Genomic DNA, 21011 nt, shown 5'->3' with positions numbered 1-21011 from the left:
ATATTAATAAATTATTTACAATATTATCTATTCATAGGCATTAATAGGTAAAGAAAGCTATAATCGCCCACAGGTTTCATTATCATAGGTTTATTAACCCCACTAAAGGAAAGTATTAAGCTATCAGAGTTAATAGAAGCTAACGCCTCCATTATGTATTTATAGTTAAAATTAATATCTAATGACTCCCCTACAACATTTCCTGATATAGATGTCGAATTTTCACCGACATTATTATTTTTTGTTATAATCTCAACACTTTTTTCCTCCGCGTGTACAACAAATTTAGTATGATTAAAAGCATCTGTAAAAATAGAACTTGTTTTGAAGCAATTCATTAAGTCTTGTTTTAAAACAGTTACCTCAGAAACAAAATCTTTTGGAATAATAGCTTTGTAATTAGGAAAATTACCTTCAACAATCCTTGAAACCAAATAGGTATCTCCTGCTGTTATAGCGATTTGGTTTTGTTCAATAACGATACTTAACATATCCTCCCCTCCTTCAAAAATCCTAATTATTTCAATCGCATTCTTAACAGGTATTAATATTTGTGTAAAATCAAAATTATTTTTTAATTTAATTGTTTTTTCAGCAAGTCTTAATCCATCGGTGGCAACAAAGAGAATGGAATCTTCTTCTGGAGTCACACAAACACTTGAGAGCTCTGGTTTAATACTAGAAGTAGCAGAACTATAGCAAACAGACTTAATGCCTGTCACAAGGCTCTCTGTAGGCATTTCAAACCCTTTACCGGTGTCTACCTTAGGAATCAAAGGATAATCATCATCTGGAAATATTTTTATGACAGTATTTGTCTTTTGAGTAGAAACAATCAAGTTACCATCTTCTGAATCAAGTTTAACCGTTTTCTCTGAAGATATACTATTTAAGAAAGAATTTAGTATAGAACCAGGGATTGCTATAGACCCTTCAACTTCAACTTTTGCTGGTATTTTTATTTCTATTCCAATATCAAGATTTGTTGCACTTATAAACAAACCGTCTTTAGTTGCTTTTAAAAGAATACACTTAAGAACAGGTAATGACGCGTTCTTACTTGTAATCTTTTCAGCTTTTGAAACAGCTTCTGCTAATCTTTCTCTGATGCATTCAATTTTCATAATGTATTGATTATATCTTTATTAATAAAAAACATCTATTACTACTATACCTGTGGATATGTGGACTTTTTGATATATCCTATGATTTAAACGTATTTAAATAAAGGACAGACTAAAAGACAGTGTTTTATATGGTGATTCAGAACATGTCTTTTATAGACCTGTTTATAACTACCTTTTAGTACACAGCTTATACTTTTTAAATAACATGTTGAATACAGGTTCTTAACAGTATACTAACTATCTATAAACACTTTATACACAGACTTATGCACATAAGTAATTAAGGATATGTATGTTTTATATATTCTTGAATAATAAAAAAGAGGGTATTTTTCAATACACCTCCTTCTTTTGATATCTCTAATTTTAACAGCTATAAACTATAACATGGCCCGTATCTGATTGATTTCCCCCTGTAGTTCAAGATTTACCTTTAATTCATTTTTAATTTTCTCACATGAGTGGATTACTGTTGTGTGGTCTCTACCTCCCAGTTTCTGACCAATTGAAGGTAATGAGATATTATAATATTCTCTTAATATGTACATTGTTAACTGTCTTGGTTTTACAACTTCTTGTCTTCTTGTTTTGTTGTAGATAGTTTCTTCTTCTAGATTGTAGAAGGCTGCAACAGCTTTAACAACATCTTTTACAGAAACGTTCTTATGAGGACCACCCGTGTTCTTTGTGTGCTGTTTAATTTCAGCGAGTGTTAATTCTCTTCCTTTTAATTGAGACTGACATATTACGGTGTTTAATACACCCTCTAGCTCTCTAATGCTACCACTAACAGCTGTTGCTAGGAAGGTTACTTGTTCATCAGAGATATAAAAGTTGTTTATCCTAGCCTTAGTTTTAAGAATTGCAATTCTAGACTCCGTGTCAGCTGGGGAGATATCAATAATCATACCAGCCATAAACCTTGATTTTAAACGATCCTCCAGGTTTGGAAGGTAGTTTACATGAACATCTGATGAAAAGATAATTTGTTTATTGTTATCATAGAGATAATTGAATAAGTGAAAAAGCTCTTCCTGAGTCTTCTCTTTGTTTGAAAGAAACTGAATATCATCCATTATCAAAACATCATACTTTCTATACTTTTCCTTAAAATTATTTATCTTTCCAGACTGGAGTGATGTTACATAATCCATTGTAAATTTCTCAGAAGTAACATAATAAACACGGCGGTCTTTATTATGGTTCTTTATATGGTTTCCAACAGCCTGCATTAAGTGTGTTTTACCCAAACCTGTGTTTCCATAATAAAAAAGAGGGTTATAAGCAACAGGTTTTTTAATTATAGCTTGTGCAGCAGCGTGCGCTAATTCATTAAATTGACCAACAACAAAATTATCAAATGTATATCTTGGGTTCAAATTGTCGTCCGGGCTAATAAATAAGCCGCTTAATGGGAGTTCTTTGTTTTGGGAATTTTCCTCATCAGCACCATCTTTCTTTTTCTTTAATGCAGAAATAGTATATTCAATAGACCTAATAGACTCATCCCCCACCCTAAGTATTTCAAGTATTTTTTTGTGATATCTTTGAGAAAGCCATTCCTTTGCAAAAGTATTTGGAACAGCTATATAAACAACACCACTATCTACTTTGTTTATGTATGTATCTTTAAACCATGTAGAGAAGTTGGCTCTAGAAACTTCAATTTCCATTTGCGCCAATAGATCATCCCATAGTTTTTTTATTTCCATAGTGTTAAATATTATACCCTCTGGTTTTTTAAAAGAAACTTGAACTATACATAAAAGTATGTTCATACCTGTGGATAACTTTAGTAGACTTTAAAACACAACACTTCTAATTTTTGGTGTTTACAAAAAAACAAAAATGATGTAATATCCTCCTTATGTCGCAAACATACCAACCAAATAAAAGAAAGAGAGCTACTACACATGGTTTCCTTGTGAGATCAGAAACACATGGAGGACGTCGTGTTTTGGCCGCTCGTCGCGCAAAAGGTAGAAAGAAGTTGGCTGTATAGTCTTGCATGCTTGGGTTGTTTGTAAAATACCCTTAAATAAAGCCATCTATGACAATAAAAAGCCTTTCTTCAACCCAAATTGCTTTAATAATGAAAAAAGGAAGAGCCTATAATTCAGGCTTTTTTCTTTTGAAAGTTTTTGAAAAAAAAGAAACAGGGCCTGTTGTGCCTAAAGATAAGGTTAATCAGTTGGAAGGATCGTTCGTTTGTTCTAAAAAGGTTTGTATAAAAGCTATTGATAGAAACAAGTCTAAAAGAAGGCTTAGAGAGGCTTTTGTTACAGCCATAAAAGAGTTGGGGCTTGAAGATAAAAACACTACAATCCCCTCTTTTGTGTTCCTTTCAAAAGAAACGTCAAAAAACGCAGGTTTTGGAGAAATCGTTTCAGATATTAAGCAAATTTTAGTAAAAGAAGATATAATAAAACAATGATATCAAATTTTTTTAGTTTCACTTTTTATAATCCACTATATAACGGACTTGTATTTATAATAAATCACACACCAGGAGCTGATCTTGGTGTTGCTGTTATCCTTTTTACTTGTGTTGTTAAGTTTATATTAATCCCCTTATCAAAAAGTTCTGTTAAAACACAGCTGAAAATGAAGGCTTTGGAGCCTGAGTTGAATAAAATTAAAGAGAAAACTGCTAATAATAAAGAGGAACAAGCAAAACTCACGTTAGATTTTTATAAGAAAAACAACCTAAATCCATTTTCAGGTATTCTTTTAATGCTTATTCAGCTACCCATCATCCTTTCTTTAGCAAAAATTTTTTACACATCAGGTTTGCCTCACATAGATCCACAAATACTGTATAGCTTTATTCCAAATCCACAAATAGTTAATGTTTTGTTTTTAGGATTACTGGATATAACAAAGAAGAATATTTGGCTTAGTATTGTGGTAGGAATTACACAATTCATCCAAATAAGATACTCTGTTCCAGCTTTTGTTCCAACAGGTAAGGGTGGAAAGCAAGAAGATTTTGCAAGAAGTATGAATGTACAAATGAGATATACAATGCCAGCTATCGTTTTTTTGATCTCATTTAGCTTAACCTCAGCTATTTCACTATATTGGATAACTTCAAATATTTTTGCTATTGCCCAAGAATTATATTTTAGAAAAACCATCAAAAAGGATATAAAATAAGTCACAAAATAACAAACAAAAACCGCTTAAATAAGCGGTTTTTGTTTGTTATAAAAATATTAATTAAGTTGTTAATAATCCTTATTTCGTTTAATTACTTCTTTGTATTCGTTGCTTTACTCGATGTGGCTTTTGTTGTTGTGCTAGTTGTTGTGTTTTTAACCCTTGAAGGTGTTGTGGTGGCCACCACAGCAACAGGTTTCTCTATTTGAAGACCCCACAAACTTAAGTCTTTTTTGTTTGTAAGCAGCATATAGTCCTCATTCTTGTTTAAAATCATGTTTGTGATATCTAAACCATCCTTAACCGTGTCTTTAACAACAGCAATCAGCTTGTTTTCTTGTGTGTCGATGTTTATTTTCCAAACATTGTCATCAAAAAATACCAAACCTTGATACCAAGCATCTGGGTAAGGAGCGTATACAATAGACTCACTTGCTGCACAAAACAGAACACTTTTTTCTAACTTAGACCAAACACATTTTTCTGGTAAGGTTCTTGTATATATCTCTCTAAAAGACTGTGTTTTAAGATTTAAAATACTTAATTTCATAGATCCATCAATGCTCTCCCCCACTAAAACATTTAAACCATCTGGTGAAACAAGCGTTGTTAAACCATTTTGACCCCCTGTTATTCTGCTAAAAGCTTTGGTTTTTATATTGATAGAATATGCATAGCCGGGAGAATAGGTTGAAGGTTTTGTGTTCAAAACTAAAGTATTTGTGTTTGGCCAGGACAACAACCATTCTCTAAATGGTGACTTATAAACTGTAAAAACTCCTGTTCCATCAAATCTACTAATATTAATTGAAGAACCCACTCCTTTTGACTCAAAATAAGATGCAAAAGAATCTTTTTCTGGTGATGTGACAACAGAAAGAAGATTATATGGAAAGTCCTTTGTTTTTAAAGAGTATTCTGTGGATGTTGGTGTGTCAAGCGAGACTGTTCCAAGTCTTGTTTGTATGGTATCTGTGTTTTCCAAAAGATTTCTAAAAAGAACATTATCACCTTTCTTGTCAAAAAATGATTCAACTGTTCTTGTATAGGTTGAGTTGGTTATTCTTTGAATTGTGGACGTTGTTGCTTCAGCCTCAAAAACTCTTCCCGTTCCCCTTTCCATATATCTGATTTTTTCTTCTTGACCTAATAGTTTTGGTTTAGCTGGTACAGTCACTTTAATTGTTTGTTTCTTTGTAGAAGTTCCAACAGTTTGTGTTGTTGAAGAATTACTTGTTGTTGCAAAAACATCCCTCATGACAAAATCATCTCCAGATATTGGTCCAATAGCTATTCTTCTAAGTAGGGTTGCTTTTGGTGTTGACGTTCCTGTTGGTTTTTCTGTACCAGAGGTAGTTTGTCCTTGGGGGTTGTTTGTGTTGTCTGTTGGCAGATCAGTTCTGACCCCACCAACACCACCAAAGATTGTTTTATCAGTTTGTGTTGGAAGGTTGCCTTGGGTGGTTTTTTTTGTATAAAAATATATACCAACAAGAATACCGAGGGCTATACTTAATATTAGTGCAATAGAGATGATTAATTTTGATCTAGACATTTTTATTTTTTTGCTGGTGTTGACGGGTTTACATTTATTTGAATTGTTGAGGTTGGAAAAATTGACCCCTCCCCATTACCAATCAAAGCTGGGTTGATTGTGTAAAGTAAAACATAAGAAAACAGAGCCAAAAACAACCCTGAAAGAGCTGCGTTGATCATGTTCTTGCCCTCCTCCTTGGCTGTTATGGAGTCTATTGTTGCCATTCTAATTCCACCTATTGAAATAACAAGAATTGAAAGAGCAACAGCTGCTGTTACACCAACTTTGTAAACCCCAGCAAAGAATGGTTGTAGGCCTTTCTCCAAATCAACAATCTCCGTTGCGTCCTTACCAGTTCCCGACGGTGTCCCTATAAGGCCTCCTATAGGAGCAAGCATACAATAATTCCATTTTCCTTTACCACCACTACCAGAAACAGATATTCCACAAGCGGCACTGCTCGGAGGCCCCATCTGTTGTAGCATAGCTTGAGAGCCTGGAGTTATTACTGGAGATGTTGGCTGTGCAGAGTTGGGGGTAGAGTTTGGATTATAGTTTGAACCTGAATTAAAAGTACTCCAATCAGTTAGTGTGGGAGCGGCTGTTTTTGTGACACTGTTCGTTGTTGGACTCATAGAACCTCCCCCTAAAGAAGCGGGAAAATCAACCGCCTCCACAACACTAACAATCCCAAAAAATAAATATAATGATATTGACAGAATACTTGTTGCTGCTAAAAACTTGCCACCAATTTTGTTTTTATTATTACTAAGGATATTCATTACTAATATAATACAACAAATAAAGATTTGTGTATATTTATGAAGGAAAAATAATGTGCAAAAGTACTAATTATTGTTAAACAAAAAATCGATGCTATTTTGGGTCTCTTGCATTATGTGTGTAGGGTTTGATAAGGAAACAAGTATACTTGCAACATCAATTTTTTGAGCAGAGTTCTTTTTGATTGTTATTGTGTTTGTACTCAACGGTATATCAATCTTTTCAGAGTTTACATACCATGTGTATTCTAAACCAGAACTTTTACTATTTGAACTAGAGTTAAAAGGAAAGGCGCTTATCTTTGATTCGTTTCTTGTTCCTAAATTAACCTGATTCTTAAGAGAGTAGTTAAACATTACACCGTTTGTTGGGTTGTCTTCATAAAACAGAAGAAAAGCATTTTTTGTAGACAACAAGGCGCTACCAACACCCTTTCTTGTTTGTTGACTAGAAGGATAAGCCTCGATCTCTATCTCTGTATCCAGAGACAATATATCTGATGTGTATTGAAAAGAATTTTTTCCATAACCCGAGTAGTCCCCCTGAACCTCTCTGTCTATACTCCACTTGTATACAACATTTGAATCATTTGTCCTTGTGGTACCATTAATAAAATTTGGAATAGCAACCATTGTCACTGACGATTCTGGGGAAAATAAAGCTTTTCCTTTATAAAATGGGGGCGTATAAGTTTCGGCTTGCCACAAAAGATCAACATTGGAAGGATTAAAAACAAAAACTCTGGAAATCAAAGGTTGGTCTTTGGGTGTAATGTTTAACGTAACCGTACTTTGCCCAGAGTTCCCAACATTTAAAGTGAATTTTTTCTCACCAAGACCCCTAACTTTTTCTTTACCATTTATCAACCACTGCATATCTGTGGAATTTAAATCCAAACCATAGGCCTCCACTGTTATTGTCACGTCTTGATTTGGTTCCGGTACCTCAGGGGAAATGTTTATATCTAACTGCTGCTTTATTTCCTTTATTTGTTGTGGAATTGGAATACTAGACGGATCCCCTACCTGTGCCTCTGTTTTGTTTATTAGAATAAAAACTAAAAATAAAACAATCAAAGAAAGTGTTGAAATAAGTAAGTGTTTGTTTTTTTTAATCATCTTATTAATTATATCACTAATTGTACAACGAAAGTAATTTTTTGTTTATAACTTTATAAATACTTTATTTTTTAGTCATAGAAATAGCTTTCTGTACTTTGTTTGCAACATGTTGCCCTCCAGGAATTCCTTCTCCAAGACCGCTAACCATAGGTCCAATTGTTAAAATTCCACTCATTACAAAAGTAGGAATAAGACTAACTCCTGGAATTACCTTAACTAAGTCACAAGTACCAACTTTCATGATGTTTTTGTAGTGAAATTTAACCCCAAATTTTCTAAATATTAAAAGCGATGCAACAGTGCTTATTGCCCATCCAATAAATGGAATTAATCCGATTATATCAAGAATTAGTAAAACAGTTAACAGTTTAAAAAAAACAGATTGGGTAATTTTTTTTTCACCAGAGCTGTTGTCAGCACCGCCTTCAGACGTGTCATTGTTTTTTGAATCAACAGAAGAATCCTGACCAAGTTGTTTACCACTCTGTAGACGCTGTTGATTTTTGGCCTGCCTTTCATTCATTAGTTATATATTAACAGATTTCAAGATAATAATATATAAAAACACCCCACTATTCATAAAATGAGCGGTGGGGTGTTTGTTTTTCTATAGAACCTTTTTTAATTTATCCATCTCCTCTTCTTTTTGTGCAGCAAGTTCTGCCTTTTCCTTTTTAATCTGTAGAACCTCTGATGGCTTAGATGTAATTATTTGATTCTCCGTATAGGATGCAATAACCTTGATTGCTACGTGTTTTAGACCAGCAAAAAACATCCCCTCCCCCACATCAGATTCAAGAAGTAAATATTTTTCTTCATCCGTTAAGTTAAATGTTTTTTGAACAATATCAATAGAAGATGGAGATTGCTTTAATAAGATTTGAATAGAAGAGTTTGAAATAATAGGAAGACCGTATGGAGACTTCAAAAAATCCTCAACGTCCTGTGTAATTGTAGCAAGTCCCAAATAATACTTTCTTCCTCTTTTTGCTAGACCAAGCAAGAATGAAGCTGTATCTTCTGATTTCATTAAGTACCATGCCTCATCAATGACCAAAAGTCTTTTCTTAAGCTCCTTTCTAATAGCGTTCCATATATAGTGCATAACAATATACATAGCAACAGGCTTCAGTTCTTCTTCCATATCTCTAAGTGAAAAAACAACAAACTTCTTGTTGATGTCTACGTTTGATGGTCTGTTGATAAAACCAGCCCATGTTCCTTTTGTGTACTTTGTAAGTCTTTGTGCTAATGACTCTCCCCCTTCCATTCCACTAAGAACAAGCTCAAAGTCTGACATAAGTGGAGGTTCTGCGGCTGCAAAGTTTGATTCAGGAGTAATATCTTTAAGGGCGTAAGTTTCTGTGATGGCTCTATCAACAACAGCATCCTCCTCTGCTGTTAATCCTCCAAGCATTATTCTAAATAATCCAACAAGGTTAATAATGTTTGATCTTAGAACGTCTGATGATGATTCCCCTTCTCTTGGAACCGGTAGGTCAAATGGATTGATGTGGTGATCTGATGTTAGGGAAATATTAAAATATCTACCACCAGTTGCTTCAGCAAGGTATTCATACTCACGTTCTGGGTCGAGTACTATAACATCTGTATCAAACATCATAGATCTAATAATCTCTAGTTTTGTTTGATAAGATTTTCCGGAACCAGCTTTAGCAAATGTTACAGAGTTGTAGTTTTCCAGTGAAAATCTATCAAAAAGAATAAGACTTGAGTTGTGTCTGTTTATACCGTAAAGAATTCCTTTATCTGATGTAAGGTCAAAAGAAATAAATGGGAAAATACTTGATAGTGGTTCAGAGTTTAATTTAGAGTGAACCCCAAGCTTGTCTTCACCAATTGGTAAAACACTTTGAAAGCCTTGTTCTTGTTGGAAAAGGGCGGGCTTAATGAAAACCAAGTTTGATTCAAGAATAGATTTTATTTCTGATTCAATTTTGTCTAATTCTTGCTCGTCTTCACCATATATAGCAATGTATAGACCTATGTCAAAAAGTCTCTCCTGTGCCTGCTGTAGCTTGTCACGCAGCTCTTCTAGGTCTTGATAGGCAGTATCTAACTTCGGATCTCTAACTAATCCCTTAGTCTCTCTCGTACTTATATCAACTTCAATATCAGCAACTTTTTTTGTAAATTGTCTAAGTACAGTAGCTGTGTCTACTGGGTGTATAAAAATCGAAATATCAAAAACCTTGTCGAGGTTAATTATTGGAGAAAACCAGTTCGATGATAAAAATCTTGGATAAGAAATAACAAAGAATGTTCTAACAATCTTCTCTCCTAAGTTGATTGTCTTTGGACTTATTTTTAAACCAGAAGGTGCGATTATGTCTTGTAGTTCTAAAACACCAGATTGGTAAATTTCCTTAGGTAGAATGGAACTAATTGGTGAAGATTCCTCTTGAGGCTTCTTTAAAAAATCTAATAGGCTCATATTATTATTTTAATTGTACTCTAAAATATAAAAAAATTCCAGATATCAACAAACCAAAACTTACTTAGACATATCTATTGGTTTTTCAACAGTACCTGGATTGAAGAGTTTGTAGAAGAACTCAATGATTTCTTCAGTTCCAAGTTGAGCGATTCTAACTCCACATCTAACAAGACCTTGTTCTACAACCTCTACTCTTTGTTGAAGTTGGCTTTTAAATTCTTCAAACTGAAGATACTCGTCATTCTCAGATTCTTTAGATGTTTTTTTACCTCCAAACATACCTCCAAACACACCCCCTTTTTTATTAAGTACAGTTGGAGAATATGGAACAACAACAAAGAAACTTTTTGTCATAATGTTTACTGACTCAGTTAGATTTCTAACGAAGTCCATGTACTCCCTTGTTTGAACCTTCATAAGTTCACTTGATTGGAATTTTATTCTATCTTCAAGAAGGTTAATATAAGGCGTAATATCTAGTCTTCTTGATTGAACAAAGATTTGTATAGAAAAGTTTATTGAATTTAAAAAGTTTTGAAACTGATAAAGAACAGACTGTTGTTCTTCAGGAGACTTCAATGCAAAGTTAATAGAAGAAGCAAGAAGAATAGCCCTCATAGAACCATCTTTTAATATAACAATTCCATCTCTAACTTCTTTTATAGGGACAAAATCTTGTGTAGGTTTTGAAAAATTTTCTTGATTTGATGCCATTTTATTAATTATATTTTTATTTTATCATTAACCCCCATATCAAAGTTGTCCTTACTTTTATCTTTTATATTCTCATTGATATCTAAGCTCCATGCCAAATCCTTAAGTCTGCTTGTGGATGCCCCAATCTTAGGTACGGGGGCAATCATTGTCTTTTGTGAAGTTCTTAATTGCTGAGTAGGTTTATCTATTTTTTGATACGTGTAAAGACGGTTTGATATAATAAAATAGAAGGCTGCTTCCACGGCGTCTATAAAAGGTCTTTCATTTATCTTATAGAAAGCCAAAGCAAGCGAGGCTCCAGCAACAGGTGCGATTATTAGTATTGCCAAAAGAAACGGAAGCATTTTGTATACAGCAAAAGAGATACCAGCTCCTCCAATTAGATATACGAACTGCTTAAAAGTAAGTGGGCCAAATAGTTTTGTTTCCTCCTCAATAAATTGTGGTGTTTGATATCTCATTTATCAAAACAATTATATCATGACAATTATTCTACGTCTTCTTTTACAGTTGTCTCCTTCTGAATATTCATTAAATTACGTTTAATTTCTTTAATTATCATCTGATCAAGTTCTGCGGCAATCTTTGTTGCCTCTTCTTTTGAAAGATTTAACTTTGATTTCATCTCAGAAATGATATCTTCAGATTCAATATCTCCAAAAATAAGTTTTGCTAATAATTCCTCTAACATAGAAGACTGATCAATGTGTAGTTTATGTTCCTTTGAAATTAAAGCTAGTGATTTATCATAATCGCTAGCTTTAATTGCTGTTTTGAAGCTTTCAGGAAGCTTGTTAAATTGTTCTGTGTTTCTTTCTATGGATGTTGCTGTCATGTTTTTAATTATTCAATTGATTTATAGGTACCTACATCTCCTCCCTATATGGATCTACCTTATAATATGTTGATTTTACTGGTTGAATCACAGTTTCTGTTAATTTTGCTTCAAGTTGTCCTTCTTTGTTTGGTGCAGGTGTTGTATCGGTTGGTGTTGCTGTGTTTTGAGGATTCTTTATAATATTTGAGGACTCATTAGTTAAACCATCGACTGAAAGCTGATCATGAGGCCCTACAGCCGTCAGTGTTGTGGTAGTTTGTTTGTTAAAACTAGAAACCATTGAGGACGTAGCTGGTGTTGGATTTTCAATTTCTTTCAGAATGTCTTCTGCTGTTTCTGTGATGTTGTGAGTTGAATACTTGTCTTCAGTGTTTGTTGCATCCTCTTGTCCTTCAGTGTGTAATTCTATTCCTGTTTCGATAATACCCTTAAGGTTGTTTGGTACTAGTATTGTTCTGTCTATTTCACTGAATATGTGTCTGGCTTCATCTTCAACTAAGACTTCATTAGAAACAGATTCAAATAATTCTTGCTTTGAGGAAAAACCAAGAGCTACCAACCTAACGGCCAAACCAATTGCGTTGATAGTTTCTGCTGGCTTAATACTATTATAATTGATGATACTAATGAAATCATCATCATAATCAAGTAAAAGAAGTTTTTTTTGTAACTCTGCAGGCAGTAAATTCATCTTGTCTATAAATTCTTGTTCTGTAAATGTTGTCATAATTATACTTTAGGTTTGTTTTCTTCAGTGACTGTTCTAAGTTTTTGTTGCATTGCTATATCTTCAGACCTTTTTGCCAAAGCTTTTTGTTGTTCAACAAGATTTTTAATATCAGTCCTCTTTTGAGAAGCTATTGTGTGGGACGCTTGCATAGCCCCAAGTTTTTGAGTTGCAGCAAGTAGCATTGATGGATCTCTTGTGTTCTTAATCACCCCTGCATATCTCTCCATGTTCTTTTCCATTGTTGCTATTGTTTTTGATAAGGTATCAATTGGAGCCTTTGATTCTTGAACAAGCTTTCCAATCATTTCTGGTGTTACCTCTTTTTTTGCATCACTTGCATCAGTTATTTCTTTCATTATATCCTCTGTTTTTTTGGCTTCATCGGGGTGTAAATTTTTAAGGGCCCCAGACGCCTTCATTGAAGAGATTAAAGCTATCGCTCCAGTAGATATTTCTTTTTGATTTTTTTCTACCGTTGCGGCACTGACCTCTTTGTCTTTACTTTTAGATTCAGATTTATTCATAAAATCCTGTCTAGCTTGTTGAGCCCCCTTATTAAATCTCATTGAGGCGTTTTCGTTACCTTCACCCACTCCTAATTGTTTCCTTTGTGCCATCTCCCCGGCTTCTGTTTGGTTTTTCTTTCTATCATCAAAAGCTTTTAAGCTTTCGTTTCTACCTCTGATAAGCTCTCCTGTAACTGCATTTTTAACTAAATCCCCTCTTGCTTGATACATCTTTTTGTCATCAGCAACTCTAGATCTATATGTTGAAGTTCCACCAAGTTTTGCTTGAGCAAGTTTGTCTGCGCCCTGAAGAAGTATAGGTGCATTTCTTGCTATAAAAGCATTTTTAGATGCCTTGTCTGCTATGTAACTAACTGGAGCTGCCGCTCTGTTTATTGCAAACTTCTTTGCACCTGAACTAGCACTCTTTCCCCAGCTTTGCATTGTCTTAGACCCTGTTGCACCTAAGGATGACGCTACAGTAAGGCAGGCAACCAACATGGCAGATAGTAACAAGAAGAATACTATAGATTGCATACCACTTGCGCTCTCGTTAGCAAGCAAGGACAGCAAGTTTGTAACATGATTACTTCCTCCCCAAATCATTTTTAATGTAATAAACATTAAAGCCATGTAGACGGGTGCAAACAAAACATTACTATTGAGTTGTTTCCACCATTTATCGGACAAGAATTTTGTACCAGGTAGCACGTTTGCTGAAAATGCGATTGGTGAGGTAATTATAAGAATAATTAATATAAGTACCCTTACCATAAACATTAAGGAAGCAGCAAAGAAAATAAAAGACAGGATTAGTATGAAGACAGATCCACCAAGACCAACAAGAGTCATCTTCCAAGGGTCAATAATAGCAGCCTGACCAGTTCCAGCTGCAGCAACACTTCCTCCCCCAGTTACAGCCGGATTGTTTCCTTGTGTTTGTGATGAAGAAGCCGTACCAAGTCCTTTATTGGCTTGGCCTACACCCCAAATTGTCTGCAAACCAAGTGCATTCATTATTCCAAGAGAAAGGTTTTGATTTGTTGTAGTAGAAGCTCCGCCTGGTGCTCCAGCTGATCCTAAGGACGCAAACTTATCTGCATCGACCATTATTTGCTTATAGAAAACAAGGGCTGTCATATTACTTAGATCTATTATAATTTCAGTAAAGAACATACTAAAGTTAATTAAAAAAGCTGCAATAACCAATTTTCCAAGTAATTGCTTGTAACCATATCCACTTATTTGAAGTATTGTAGCTATAGATATGTAAACAAGAATAAGTATGAAGAACAAGTTAATAACATTTCTAAAGGTCTCCCATCCATATTGTATTGCGGCAAAGCTGTTAACAATATCTCGCATGGAAAGGCTCCATGCAATTGTCCAATCAAACATCAGTGCTGCAACCCAAAGAACCCAAGATGTTAAATATAGTATTTCATATGATACGATTGCAATACATCCAGGGATATTCAATGTTGGAATGACGCCGGATCCACCTAGACAAAAAATAACCTGACCTTGAAGTTGTGCAGCAGTAGCTTCTTCGGTTGTAGCACCAAGACCAAGGTTTGTCTTAAAGGCTACTTTTGCTTGTGCAATTGATAAAGCAAGTTGTGTTCTTTGGCTTTGATTGCCTGCATTCGCATCATTATTTAGACCAATAAGTTGTTGTTCTAAAGGTAATATAGTGTCATATAACTTTGACATCTCTGGAGTCATCAATGCTTTTTTTTCAGGGGTCGCCGCATTGTATAGTTCGCCATAGTTAGTTGAGAACCACCCTACTGGTGCTGTACTTATTTGGCCATTAGAGTCTTTAACAATCCCAGACTCCTGCTGTGTTGCAGCTTTAACTTGGTCATCGAACGGACTAGCCGATACCACTTTATTGTGTGTTAAAAATAAGAATAAAAACACCACCACTAAAGAAACTTTTGTTTTTATTGTTGTGTTTTTAAACAGATTCATTCGTTAATATTATATACCATCTTTAAAAAAATAATAAGTTGTTTATTAACCATTTTGGTTATTTTTAACTTACACATTATCCCTATCTAAACGTTGACCAATATGCTGATAATCCTGTGTTGTTTGGCCCATGAAGAACACCATATTTTCTTACTAAGTTGGCCATAATTCCTACGGCAATTCTAATGTTGTTATATGGATCTTCTAGGTCATCGTATGTCATATTTCCTGTGCCCAAATCTCCGGGTGTTAGACTCATTAATCCCACTGAATATGTGGTACCATTACCAATCTTTGTCTCCTGGTATCTTGCTGGTTTTGCTTGACCACCAGATTCTTTTTGTGCTATTGCTGCCATTATACTTAAGTATCCTTGAACTGATGGTACCCCGCCTGAAAAATATGTTGAAGCATCACTAACTGGTAGGTTGGCTATACCCGATGCAACCAATTGTTGTACGGCATAGGTATTCCAATCGTTATTAGAAAAAGTGGCACCACTCAATATTTGCTGAAGAAGAGGCCCTCCGGAAGTACCTATAGTTCCACCTTGCCCAACTGGGCCTGTAGGTATATTTGCAGCATTATAAGCTGTTGCGTTGTTTGCTACTATATTATAATAGTCTGATTGAACAGCGGCTGTTGGGGCCTGTCCAGTTACGCTTTCAAGCGTCTTGCTCAACGCTATCTTTATCAGGTTGTTCACAATCGCATCAACCATTTGATCAAATTTTTGAGCTGATACAAGTCTGTTTTTTGGTATATTTAGTGTTGTAGACAGCGAATCAGCAATCATTGATCCCGGTGTTAGTGTGTCACAAGGGTTTGTTTTGCTTTCTGGCTTGCTTTCATCTTTACATTTTTTGTAACTAAGAAACCCTCTGTTTATTGAAAGGTCAAGTCTTGCTGTGTTATTTTTGACAGCAACTCTTTTGCTCATCTCTTCCCCTGCGTTTATATATGAATAATACTTATTGTTCTGAGGTTTTGTTAAAGCAATCCAATCCGTAGGGGTTGTTATTGAATATTTTCCTGACTGCATTGCTGTTTGCTGCATTTGTGATAGTGAACAAGACTGTATAGACTTTCCGTTTGTTAAATTAGAATAACTACCAGCTAAACCTGTTGCAATTACAACTCTAAATGGCTTACAGACATCTATACCTGTTTCATTATACGCAACCTCTCTAATAAATTGTGCTGCTGTTTGGTCTGCTAATCCCTTAAAAAATTGCTGAGGGTTTCTGATAAAGGCAGGGTTTCCTTTGAATCCTGAGTTTGCCCATTGAATTGTTGAATTAACAATATAATCTATTACTGTGTTTACAATACAGTATGCAATTCCATCCCAACTTATTCCAGTTTGAACACCAAAAATAAATATACCATTTTCAGCATTTAATTTAGCTTCCTGGTTTCTTGCTGACTCCGTTAGTGCGTTTGTTGATGGTACATTTAACAAACGTTCTGCAACACCCATTGTTCCTCCTTTTAAGGCGCCTATTCCAGCTGAAATGGCGCTTGTCATTAGTTTTGCAAGCATTTGACCACCAACGCAAGCTCCAGTTGATGTTACAGAGGATGCTGCTCCACCTGGTGCGGCCGCCGTTGTTCCAGTATTACTTTTATTTGCTGAAGCGTTACTGGCCCCACTTTCATCAACAATTGTTGCTTTTGGTGCACCCTCTGTAACTACTGTTGCTTTTGGAGCTCCTGCTGTGTCTACTTTGGTTTGAGTTGATGCAGCTGGTGGTTCAGGAGCTAGATTTAAAAGTGGGTTGTCCGTAAGATTTGTTTGAGCACTGGCGACACCCAAACTAAAAATTAAAAAAGCTAAAGAAAAAAATATTACTATGCCAATTTTTTTTCCACCATCTTTTTTGCAAATATTGCTGTCTTTTGTTTTGTTCATTTTTAATTGTTTAGTTGGAGTTCCATATCACCCCTATTTCATTATTGCTAAAAATTATACCATTCTTTTTAAAATACTTACTAATATTTATAAACATTTGATCGTTTTCGGCTCCTGCTTCCTTGGCTGATTTAACACCAAGAAGAGATTTAACAGGATCTTGACTTTGCATGTCTATTAATCTAAATGAGTCAGCTAGAACTTGAAAATTATTTACAACTGTTAGATGATACGAAGAAAGACCGATTGGACATTTAATTTTGAGTAATTCCTTGCTTATATTCTCATAAACATCCGCCAATGCTGCTAAGCTATTTGAGTATTTTTGTTGATTCTGTGCGACTAAGTTTAAATTTCTGGTATATATTTCCGCAAAATTATTTCCATAAAGTCTCAAATCCTCACTATCAGACCTCTCGGTTAGTGTAATATTATTAAAATTATACTTAAGCCTTGGCATGTCTGAACCTGACATTTGACCTAAGGCATTCTGGGCTATGTCTGCTACGGTTAGATCAGAGTTTCCTGCCTCTTGATTAACATAGTCAGAATAAACTTGTTTTGCCATTCTCGCTGTTGCTGAATCACTATCTGTTATTGTGAATGGATCAACTTGGGGTAACAATGCTTCAAGTGAATTGTTTGAATTATCTATGGCTGTTAAAATTCTGTTGGTTGTAGGGTCCTCTTTTTCCCCCGTTATGTCAAAAACATCAGAAATTTTTGGTCGCTTATTTAAGTCTTGCTGATTTTTAATATCTGCAATTCTGTAAGATAGAACTCCAGCTAGAATTGAAATACATATCGCACCAAGTATTAAAACTTTATTATGAGAATTAGAATTTTTCACTAGTAAAGTATATCAAGAGATGATAATTTTTTCCACTGTTCTAATGTTAATGTTTCAGATCTTGCGTCACTTTTTATATTACACACCTCTAATGCTTTTTCAGCATCAATAAAAATATTATGTTCTTTTAAATTGCTCTTCAATAATTTTCTTTTGTGTGCAAAACCAGCGTGTAGGATATCAAAAAACCTTTTTTCTTTTTTAGAACTTTCGTCAAATGTTTTTTTTGAAATATTATCAATTAATAGTATTGCGGAATCAACTTTTGGCGATGGAACAAAGGCACCTTTTGGAACCTTGCCAATTATTTTTGGATCGCCAATTGCTTTCACGGCGATAGACAATAGGCTTCCTTTTTTATCACGAGAAATTATTCTTTCTGCAACTTCTTTTTGTACTAAAACCACAGCTCTTTCTGGATAAATATCACCACCAATAATATTTCTTATAATTGCACCTGTTATGTAATATGGAATATTTGCAATCAAACTGTAATTACCTTTTGTAAGACCAATTGAATTTAAATTTACTTTTAAAATATCATCATGAACAATTTCCATTCTTTTGTTTTTAATTTCATCAGCAAATTTCTCAGTAAGTATTGGAATTAGCCTATCATCCATCTCAATTAGAATTATTTTGCTTGCGGGGGTTTTGATTAGTCTTTCGGTTAATGAACCCATTCCAGGGCCAATTTCAAGGACTGTCTTATCCCTTAGGTCACCAGCACCCTCAATAATTTGATTGAGTGCCTTTTGGGACTTTAAAAAATTTTGACCAAGAGATTTTTTTGCAAACACAGAATCCTTCATTGTTTCCCCCACTGGCTCACCTGAAGAAATGAAACCTTCTTGTTCTGTTTGTTTTGTGAGTCTTCTTCTGTTGTTTTTTAAATTTGGATTTTTCATTTGAAATATATTTTTCTGCTTGAAACTCTTAATTGATTTACAATATTTAAGATCTAGAAATCTATAAAAATAGATTTTATTCCCCCAGATATTTCCTGATCATGTCTCTCGATAAGTGTATCACTAATGTCCTTTATAAACTCAGATGGTAAATTGATTTGTTTGCTTCCAAAGATTGTTCTCATGTTAGCGTAAGATAAATAAAGTTTTGTGCGAGCACGGGTTAAGGCAACATAAAATAATCTCCTTTCTTCCTCTTGATCTTCTCCGGATTTTCCTTCTGATGATCTACCACTTGGAAATAAATCTTGCTCCAGTCCGGTTATAAAAACATAATCAAACTCTAGACCTTTGGAAGCGTGAACGGTCATAAGTTTCACACCTGTTCCGTTATTTTTTGCAGTCTTTTCATTTAAAGAATCTTGATCACTAGCGAGCACGGCATCTTCGATAAGTTTTTCAATTCCCTCTTTTCCTGGCATGTCATCGTATCTTGTAGCAAGTGTTACTAATTCTCTAATGTTTCCAACTCGGTCTTCTTCTTTATCATTCTCTGCTTTGAGTGCTGCCTCTATTCCTGTTTTTTCAATAATAAATTTTATTGCAACCGATGGTCTTTGTGTTTCAATTTGGTTCTTAATACTGGATAGTAATGCGTAAAAGTTATCAACCTTAAGTTTTGTTGCAGAAGGAAGTCCCGCTGTTTGATCAGCCATTATCTTAATGAGCGTCACCTTTCCGATTCCTCTTACTGGGGTGTTTATTATTCTCTTTATATCAGCAAGACTTTCTGGATTAAGTGCTGCTCGTGCGTAGGAAATAACATCTTTAACCTCCCTTCTTTCAAAGAATCTTGTTCCTAGGAGTTGGTAATCTATGCCTTTTCTAAGAAAAGCCTCTTCAAGAGCACGCGACTGTGAGTTTGTTCTGTATAAAACGGCTATTTTTTCCGCTTTTTTGCCTTCAGCTATTAAATCTCTAGATGTATTGGCTACATGATTTGCTTCATCGTTCTCATCATAAGCGTTATATAGGGTTATTAATTCCCCATCCTCATTGTTTGTGAACAGATTCTTGTCTTTTCTAAATATGTTTTTCTTAATTATTTCATTTGCTGCAGAGAGTATCGTTTTTGTGGATCTATAGTTTTCTTCAAGTAAAATAACCTTAGCTTCTGGATAATCAGTCTCAAATTTCATAATGTTCTTTATATTGGCCCCTCTCCAGCTATAAATAGCCTGATCAATATCCCCGACTACGGCAATATTATGTTCAGGTCCTACCAAAAGACGAGCAAGCTCATATTGAATACCATTTGTATCCTGATATTCGTCAATATGAATAAATTTGAATCGATTCTGATACATAGCCCTAATTTCAGGCTTTGTTTTAAGGAGAACAGCCGCTTTATATAATAAATCGTCAAAATCAAGAGCTTTTTCTTTAAAAAGTGCCTCAGCATATTTTTTCCAGACCGCTGTTACTATCGCCCCAAAATGATCTTCTCCATTTACCGCTTCATACGCCCCAATAGATGAAAAATTGCTCTTTTCTCTTGAAATTATAGACATTATTTTATTAGGTTCAACCATTTTAATGTCATAACCAAGTGAGTTTACGGCCTCTCTTATGGCTTGTTTGGAATCACTTTTGTCGTAAATTGTAAAATTACGAGGAATGCCAATTGCGTCACCTGACTCTTTTAATATATTTAGACAAAGGGAGTGAAATGTTGATACGAAAGGCTTTGAGAAGTTATGAATAGGTAGATTCATCTCTCTGCTGCTTCCAATTAAATGTTCCACACGCTCACGCATTTCCTTAGCGGCTTTATTTGTAAAGGTAATAGCGAGAATTGATTCAGGGGAAACACCGTTTTCTATTAAGTTTAGAATTCTGTGTGTAACGGTTTTTGTTTTGCCAGCCCCAGCCCCAGCCAATATAAGTAGAGGTCCATGTAGTGTTGTGACTGCCTCTTTTTGCATTTCATTTAGACCGGTTAATGCTTGTGATTGTGTTTGTGGATGCATTTTTAATTTGAATTTATTTTTACGATTATTTACTTTTATTTTTAGTATAAATACTATATCACAAAGCTGGCTAGTACCCTTTTTTTATCTCGTTTGACCTATTTTTACTATTGTGTTGGTCTTAATAAAACCGTTGACTTTGATTCAAAATATCTCTAACATATATAGGTACACAGTTTGTTCTAACTAATAATGCTTTATTTTAAGCCCTATTATACCCAGAGAAATTCTATCAATTAATCTAAAGTTATTTTAATAACCCCTCAAGACCTCGATCCTAAAAACAGACCTACAGAAATTCTGCGTCATAAAAAAGGACGAGCGATAGAAAAGGTCACAAAAACATCAATAATTTTGCTTG

General features: G+C 34.6%; 19 protein-coding genes. 3 read left to right on the top strand and 16 right to left on the bottom strand.

Annotated features, from left to right (window positions below; all coding sequences use genetic code 11):
• Positions 1-23: 23 nt before the first annotated feature.
• Together dnaN and dnaA are read right to left on the bottom strand one after the other, a co-directional pair.
• A complete protein-coding gene (dnaN, locus tag WCQ00_01025; GenBank protein MEI6042135.1) occupies positions 24-1124 on the bottom strand; it encodes a DNA polymerase III subunit beta in 1101 nt (366 codons plus the stop codon).
• 383 nt (positions 1125-1507) lie between these two features.
• Complete coding sequence (gene dnaA, locus WCQ00_01020; protein MEI6042134.1) at positions 1508-2839, bottom strand: chromosomal replication initiator protein DnaA; 1332 nt, start codon at positions 2837-2839, stop codon at positions 1508-1510.
• Positions 2840-2994: 155 nt separating this feature from the next.
• Between dnaA and rpmH the strand changes: the two genes are divergently transcribed.
• Genes rpmH through WCQ00_01005 form a run of 3 tightly spaced genes read left to right on the top strand, consistent with a single transcriptional unit; the run spans position 2995 to position 4283 of the window.
• The gene (gene rpmH, locus WCQ00_01015) at positions 2995-3129 is read left to right on the top strand and encodes a 50S ribosomal protein L34 (GenBank protein MEI6042133.1); all 135 of its coding nucleotides are present in this window, start codon (positions 2995-2997) and stop codon (positions 3127-3129) included.
• A 48-nt stretch (positions 3130-3177) separates the two neighbouring features.
• The gene (locus WCQ00_01010) at positions 3178-3561 is read left to right on the top strand and encodes a ribonuclease P protein component (GenBank protein ID MEI6042132.1); all 384 of its coding nucleotides are present in this window, start codon (positions 3178-3180) and stop codon (positions 3559-3561) included.
• On the top strand, positions 3558-4283 hold the full coding sequence (locus WCQ00_01005) for a YidC/Oxa1 family membrane protein insertase (protein ID MEI6042131.1): 726 nt from the start codon (positions 3558-3560) through the stop codon (positions 4281-4283). The genes WCQ00_01010 and WCQ00_01005 overlap by 4 nt, the downstream gene beginning before the upstream one ends.
• 94 nt (positions 4284-4377) lie before the next feature.
• Here the strand turns inward: WCQ00_01005 and WCQ00_01000 are convergent, their stop codons facing one another.
• The 14 genes from WCQ00_01000 to WCQ00_00935 form a co-directional block, all read right to left on the bottom strand.
• Entirely contained in the window at positions 4378-5841 is a 1464-nt protein-coding gene (locus tag WCQ00_01000) for a hypothetical protein (protein ID MEI6042130.1), read from the bottom strand.
• Positions 5842-5843: 2 nt separating this feature from the next.
• Positions 5844-6605, bottom strand: coding sequence for a hypothetical protein (locus WCQ00_00995; GenBank protein ID MEI6042129.1), 762 nt, complete (start codon positions 6603-6605; stop codon positions 5844-5846).
• Positions 6606-6671: 66 nt separating this feature from the next.
• On the bottom strand, positions 6672-7724 hold the full coding sequence (locus WCQ00_00990; GenBank protein MEI6042128.1) for a hypothetical protein: 1053 nt from the start codon (positions 7722-7724) through the stop codon (positions 6672-6674).
• A gap of 64 nt (positions 7725-7788) precedes the next feature.
• Positions 7789-8250: a hypothetical protein gene (locus WCQ00_00985; protein ID MEI6042127.1), complete on the bottom strand. Its 462-nt coding sequence runs from the start codon at positions 8248-8250 to the stop codon at positions 7789-7791.
• Between the two features lie 84 nt (positions 8251-8334).
• Positions 8335-10182 (bottom strand): DUF87 domain-containing protein, encoded by a 1848-nt coding sequence (locus WCQ00_00980; protein MEI6042126.1) that lies wholly within the window; start codon positions 10180-10182, stop codon positions 8335-8337.
• Positions 10183-10242: 60 nt separating this feature from the next.
• Entirely contained in the window at positions 10243-10899 is a 657-nt protein-coding gene (locus WCQ00_00975) for a hypothetical protein (GenBank protein ID MEI6042125.1), read from the bottom strand.
• A gap of 8 nt (positions 10900-10907) precedes the next feature.
• Positions 10908-11363 carry a PrgI family protein gene (locus WCQ00_00970; protein ID MEI6042124.1) on the bottom strand — a complete coding sequence of 152 codons (456 nt, stop codon included), beginning with the start codon at positions 11361-11363 and terminating at the stop codon, positions 10908-10910.
• A 26-nt stretch (positions 11364-11389) separates the two neighbouring features.
• Positions 11390-11737: a hypothetical protein gene (locus WCQ00_00965; protein ID MEI6042123.1), complete on the bottom strand. Its 348-nt coding sequence runs from the start codon at positions 11735-11737 to the stop codon at positions 11390-11392.
• 31 nt (positions 11738-11768) lie between these two features.
• Positions 11769-12467, bottom strand: coding sequence for a hypothetical protein (locus tag WCQ00_00960; protein MEI6042122.1), 699 nt, complete (start codon positions 12465-12467; stop codon positions 11769-11771).
• A gap of 2 nt (positions 12468-12469) precedes the next feature.
• Positions 12470-14950: a hypothetical protein gene (locus tag WCQ00_00955; GenBank protein ID MEI6042121.1), complete on the bottom strand. Its 2481-nt coding sequence runs from the start codon at positions 14948-14950 to the stop codon at positions 12470-12472.
• Positions 14951-15032: 82 nt separating this feature from the next.
• Positions 15033-16862, bottom strand: a complete 1830-nt coding sequence (locus WCQ00_00950; GenBank protein MEI6042120.1) for a transglycosylase SLT domain-containing protein — start codon at positions 16860-16862, stop codon at positions 15033-15035.
• Positions 16863-16872: 10 nt separating this feature from the next.
• Entirely contained in the window at positions 16873-17712 is an 840-nt protein-coding gene (locus WCQ00_00945; GenBank protein ID MEI6042119.1) for a hypothetical protein, read from the bottom strand.
• Positions 17712-18620 carry a 16S rRNA (adenine(1518)-N(6)/adenine(1519)-N(6))-dimethyltransferase RsmA gene (rsmA, locus tag WCQ00_00940; protein MEI6042118.1) on the bottom strand — a complete coding sequence of 303 codons (909 nt, stop codon included), beginning with the start codon at positions 18618-18620 and terminating at the stop codon, positions 17712-17714. The genes WCQ00_00945 and rsmA overlap by 1 nt, the downstream gene beginning before the upstream one ends.
• 53 nt (positions 18621-18673) lie before the next feature.
• Positions 18674-20650, bottom strand: a complete 1977-nt coding sequence (locus WCQ00_00935; protein MEI6042117.1) for a UvrD-helicase domain-containing protein — start codon at positions 20648-20650, stop codon at positions 18674-18676.
• Positions 20651-21011 lie beyond the last annotated feature (361 nt).

The organism is bacterium, assembly GCA_037127815.1.
Taxonomy (GTDB): Bacteria; Patescibacteriota; Minisyncoccia; order Phycocordibacterales; family CAIZLB01; genus CAIJKW01.
The sequence above is the reverse complement of the archived record's forward strand: the minus strand, read 5'-3'. Positions and strand labels throughout refer to the sequence as shown.

Coding starts and splice junctions, on each gene's coding strand:
- WCQ00_00990 (MEI6042128.1), bottom strand. CDS start 7,724: ATGATTAAAAAAAACAAACACTTACTTATTTCAACACTTTCTTTGATT.
- WCQ00_00970 (MEI6042124.1), bottom strand. CDS start 11,363: ATGAGATATCAAACACCACAATTTATTGAGGAGGAAACAAAACTATTT.
- WCQ00_01010 (MEI6042132.1), top strand. CDS start 3,178: ATGACAATAAAAAGCCTTTCTTCAACCCAAATTGCTTTAATAATGAAA.
- WCQ00_00935 (MEI6042117.1), bottom strand. CDS start 20,650: ATGCATCCACAAACACAATCACAAGCATTAACCGGTCTAAATGAAATG.
- WCQ00_00965 (MEI6042123.1), bottom strand. CDS start 11,737: ATGACAGCAACATCCATAGAAAGAAACACAGAACAATTTAACAAGCTT.
- WCQ00_00950 (MEI6042120.1), bottom strand. CDS start 16,862: ATGAACAAAACAAAAGACAGCAATATTTGCAAAAAAGATGGTGGAAAA.
- dnaN (MEI6042135.1), bottom strand. CDS start 1,124: ATGAAAATTGAATGCATCAGAGAAAGATTAGCAGAAGCTGTTTCAAAA.
- WCQ00_00975 (MEI6042125.1), bottom strand. CDS start 10,899: ATGGCATCAAATCAAGAAAATTTTTCAAAACCTACACAAGATTTTGTC.
- dnaA (MEI6042134.1), bottom strand. CDS start 2,839: ATGGAAATAAAAAAACTATGGGATGATCTATTGGCGCAAATGGAAATT.
- rpmH (MEI6042133.1), top strand. CDS start 2,995: ATGTCGCAAACATACCAACCAAATAAAAGAAAGAGAGCTACTACACAT.
- rsmA (MEI6042118.1), bottom strand. CDS start 18,620: ATGAAAAATCCAAATTTAAAAAACAACAGAAGAAGACTCACAAAACAA.
- WCQ00_01000 (MEI6042130.1), bottom strand. CDS start 5,841: ATGTCTAGATCAAAATTAATCATCTCTATTGCACTAATATTAAGTATA.
- WCQ00_00980 (MEI6042126.1), bottom strand. CDS start 10,182: ATGAGCCTATTAGATTTTTTAAAGAAGCCTCAAGAGGAATCTTCACCA.
- WCQ00_01005 (MEI6042131.1), top strand. CDS start 3,558: ATGATATCAAATTTTTTTAGTTTCACTTTTTATAATCCACTATATAAC.
- WCQ00_00960 (MEI6042122.1), bottom strand. CDS start 12,467: ATGACAACATTTACAGAACAAGAATTTATAGACAAGATGAATTTACTG.
- WCQ00_00995 (MEI6042129.1), bottom strand. CDS start 6,605: ATGAATATCCTTAGTAATAATAAAAACAAAATTGGTGGCAAGTTTTTA.
- WCQ00_00985 (MEI6042127.1), bottom strand. CDS start 8,250: ATGAATGAAAGGCAGGCCAAAAATCAACAGCGTCTACAGAGTGGTAAA.
- WCQ00_00955 (MEI6042121.1), bottom strand. CDS start 14,950: ATGAATCTGTTTAAAAACACAACAATAAAAACAAAAGTTTCTTTAGTG.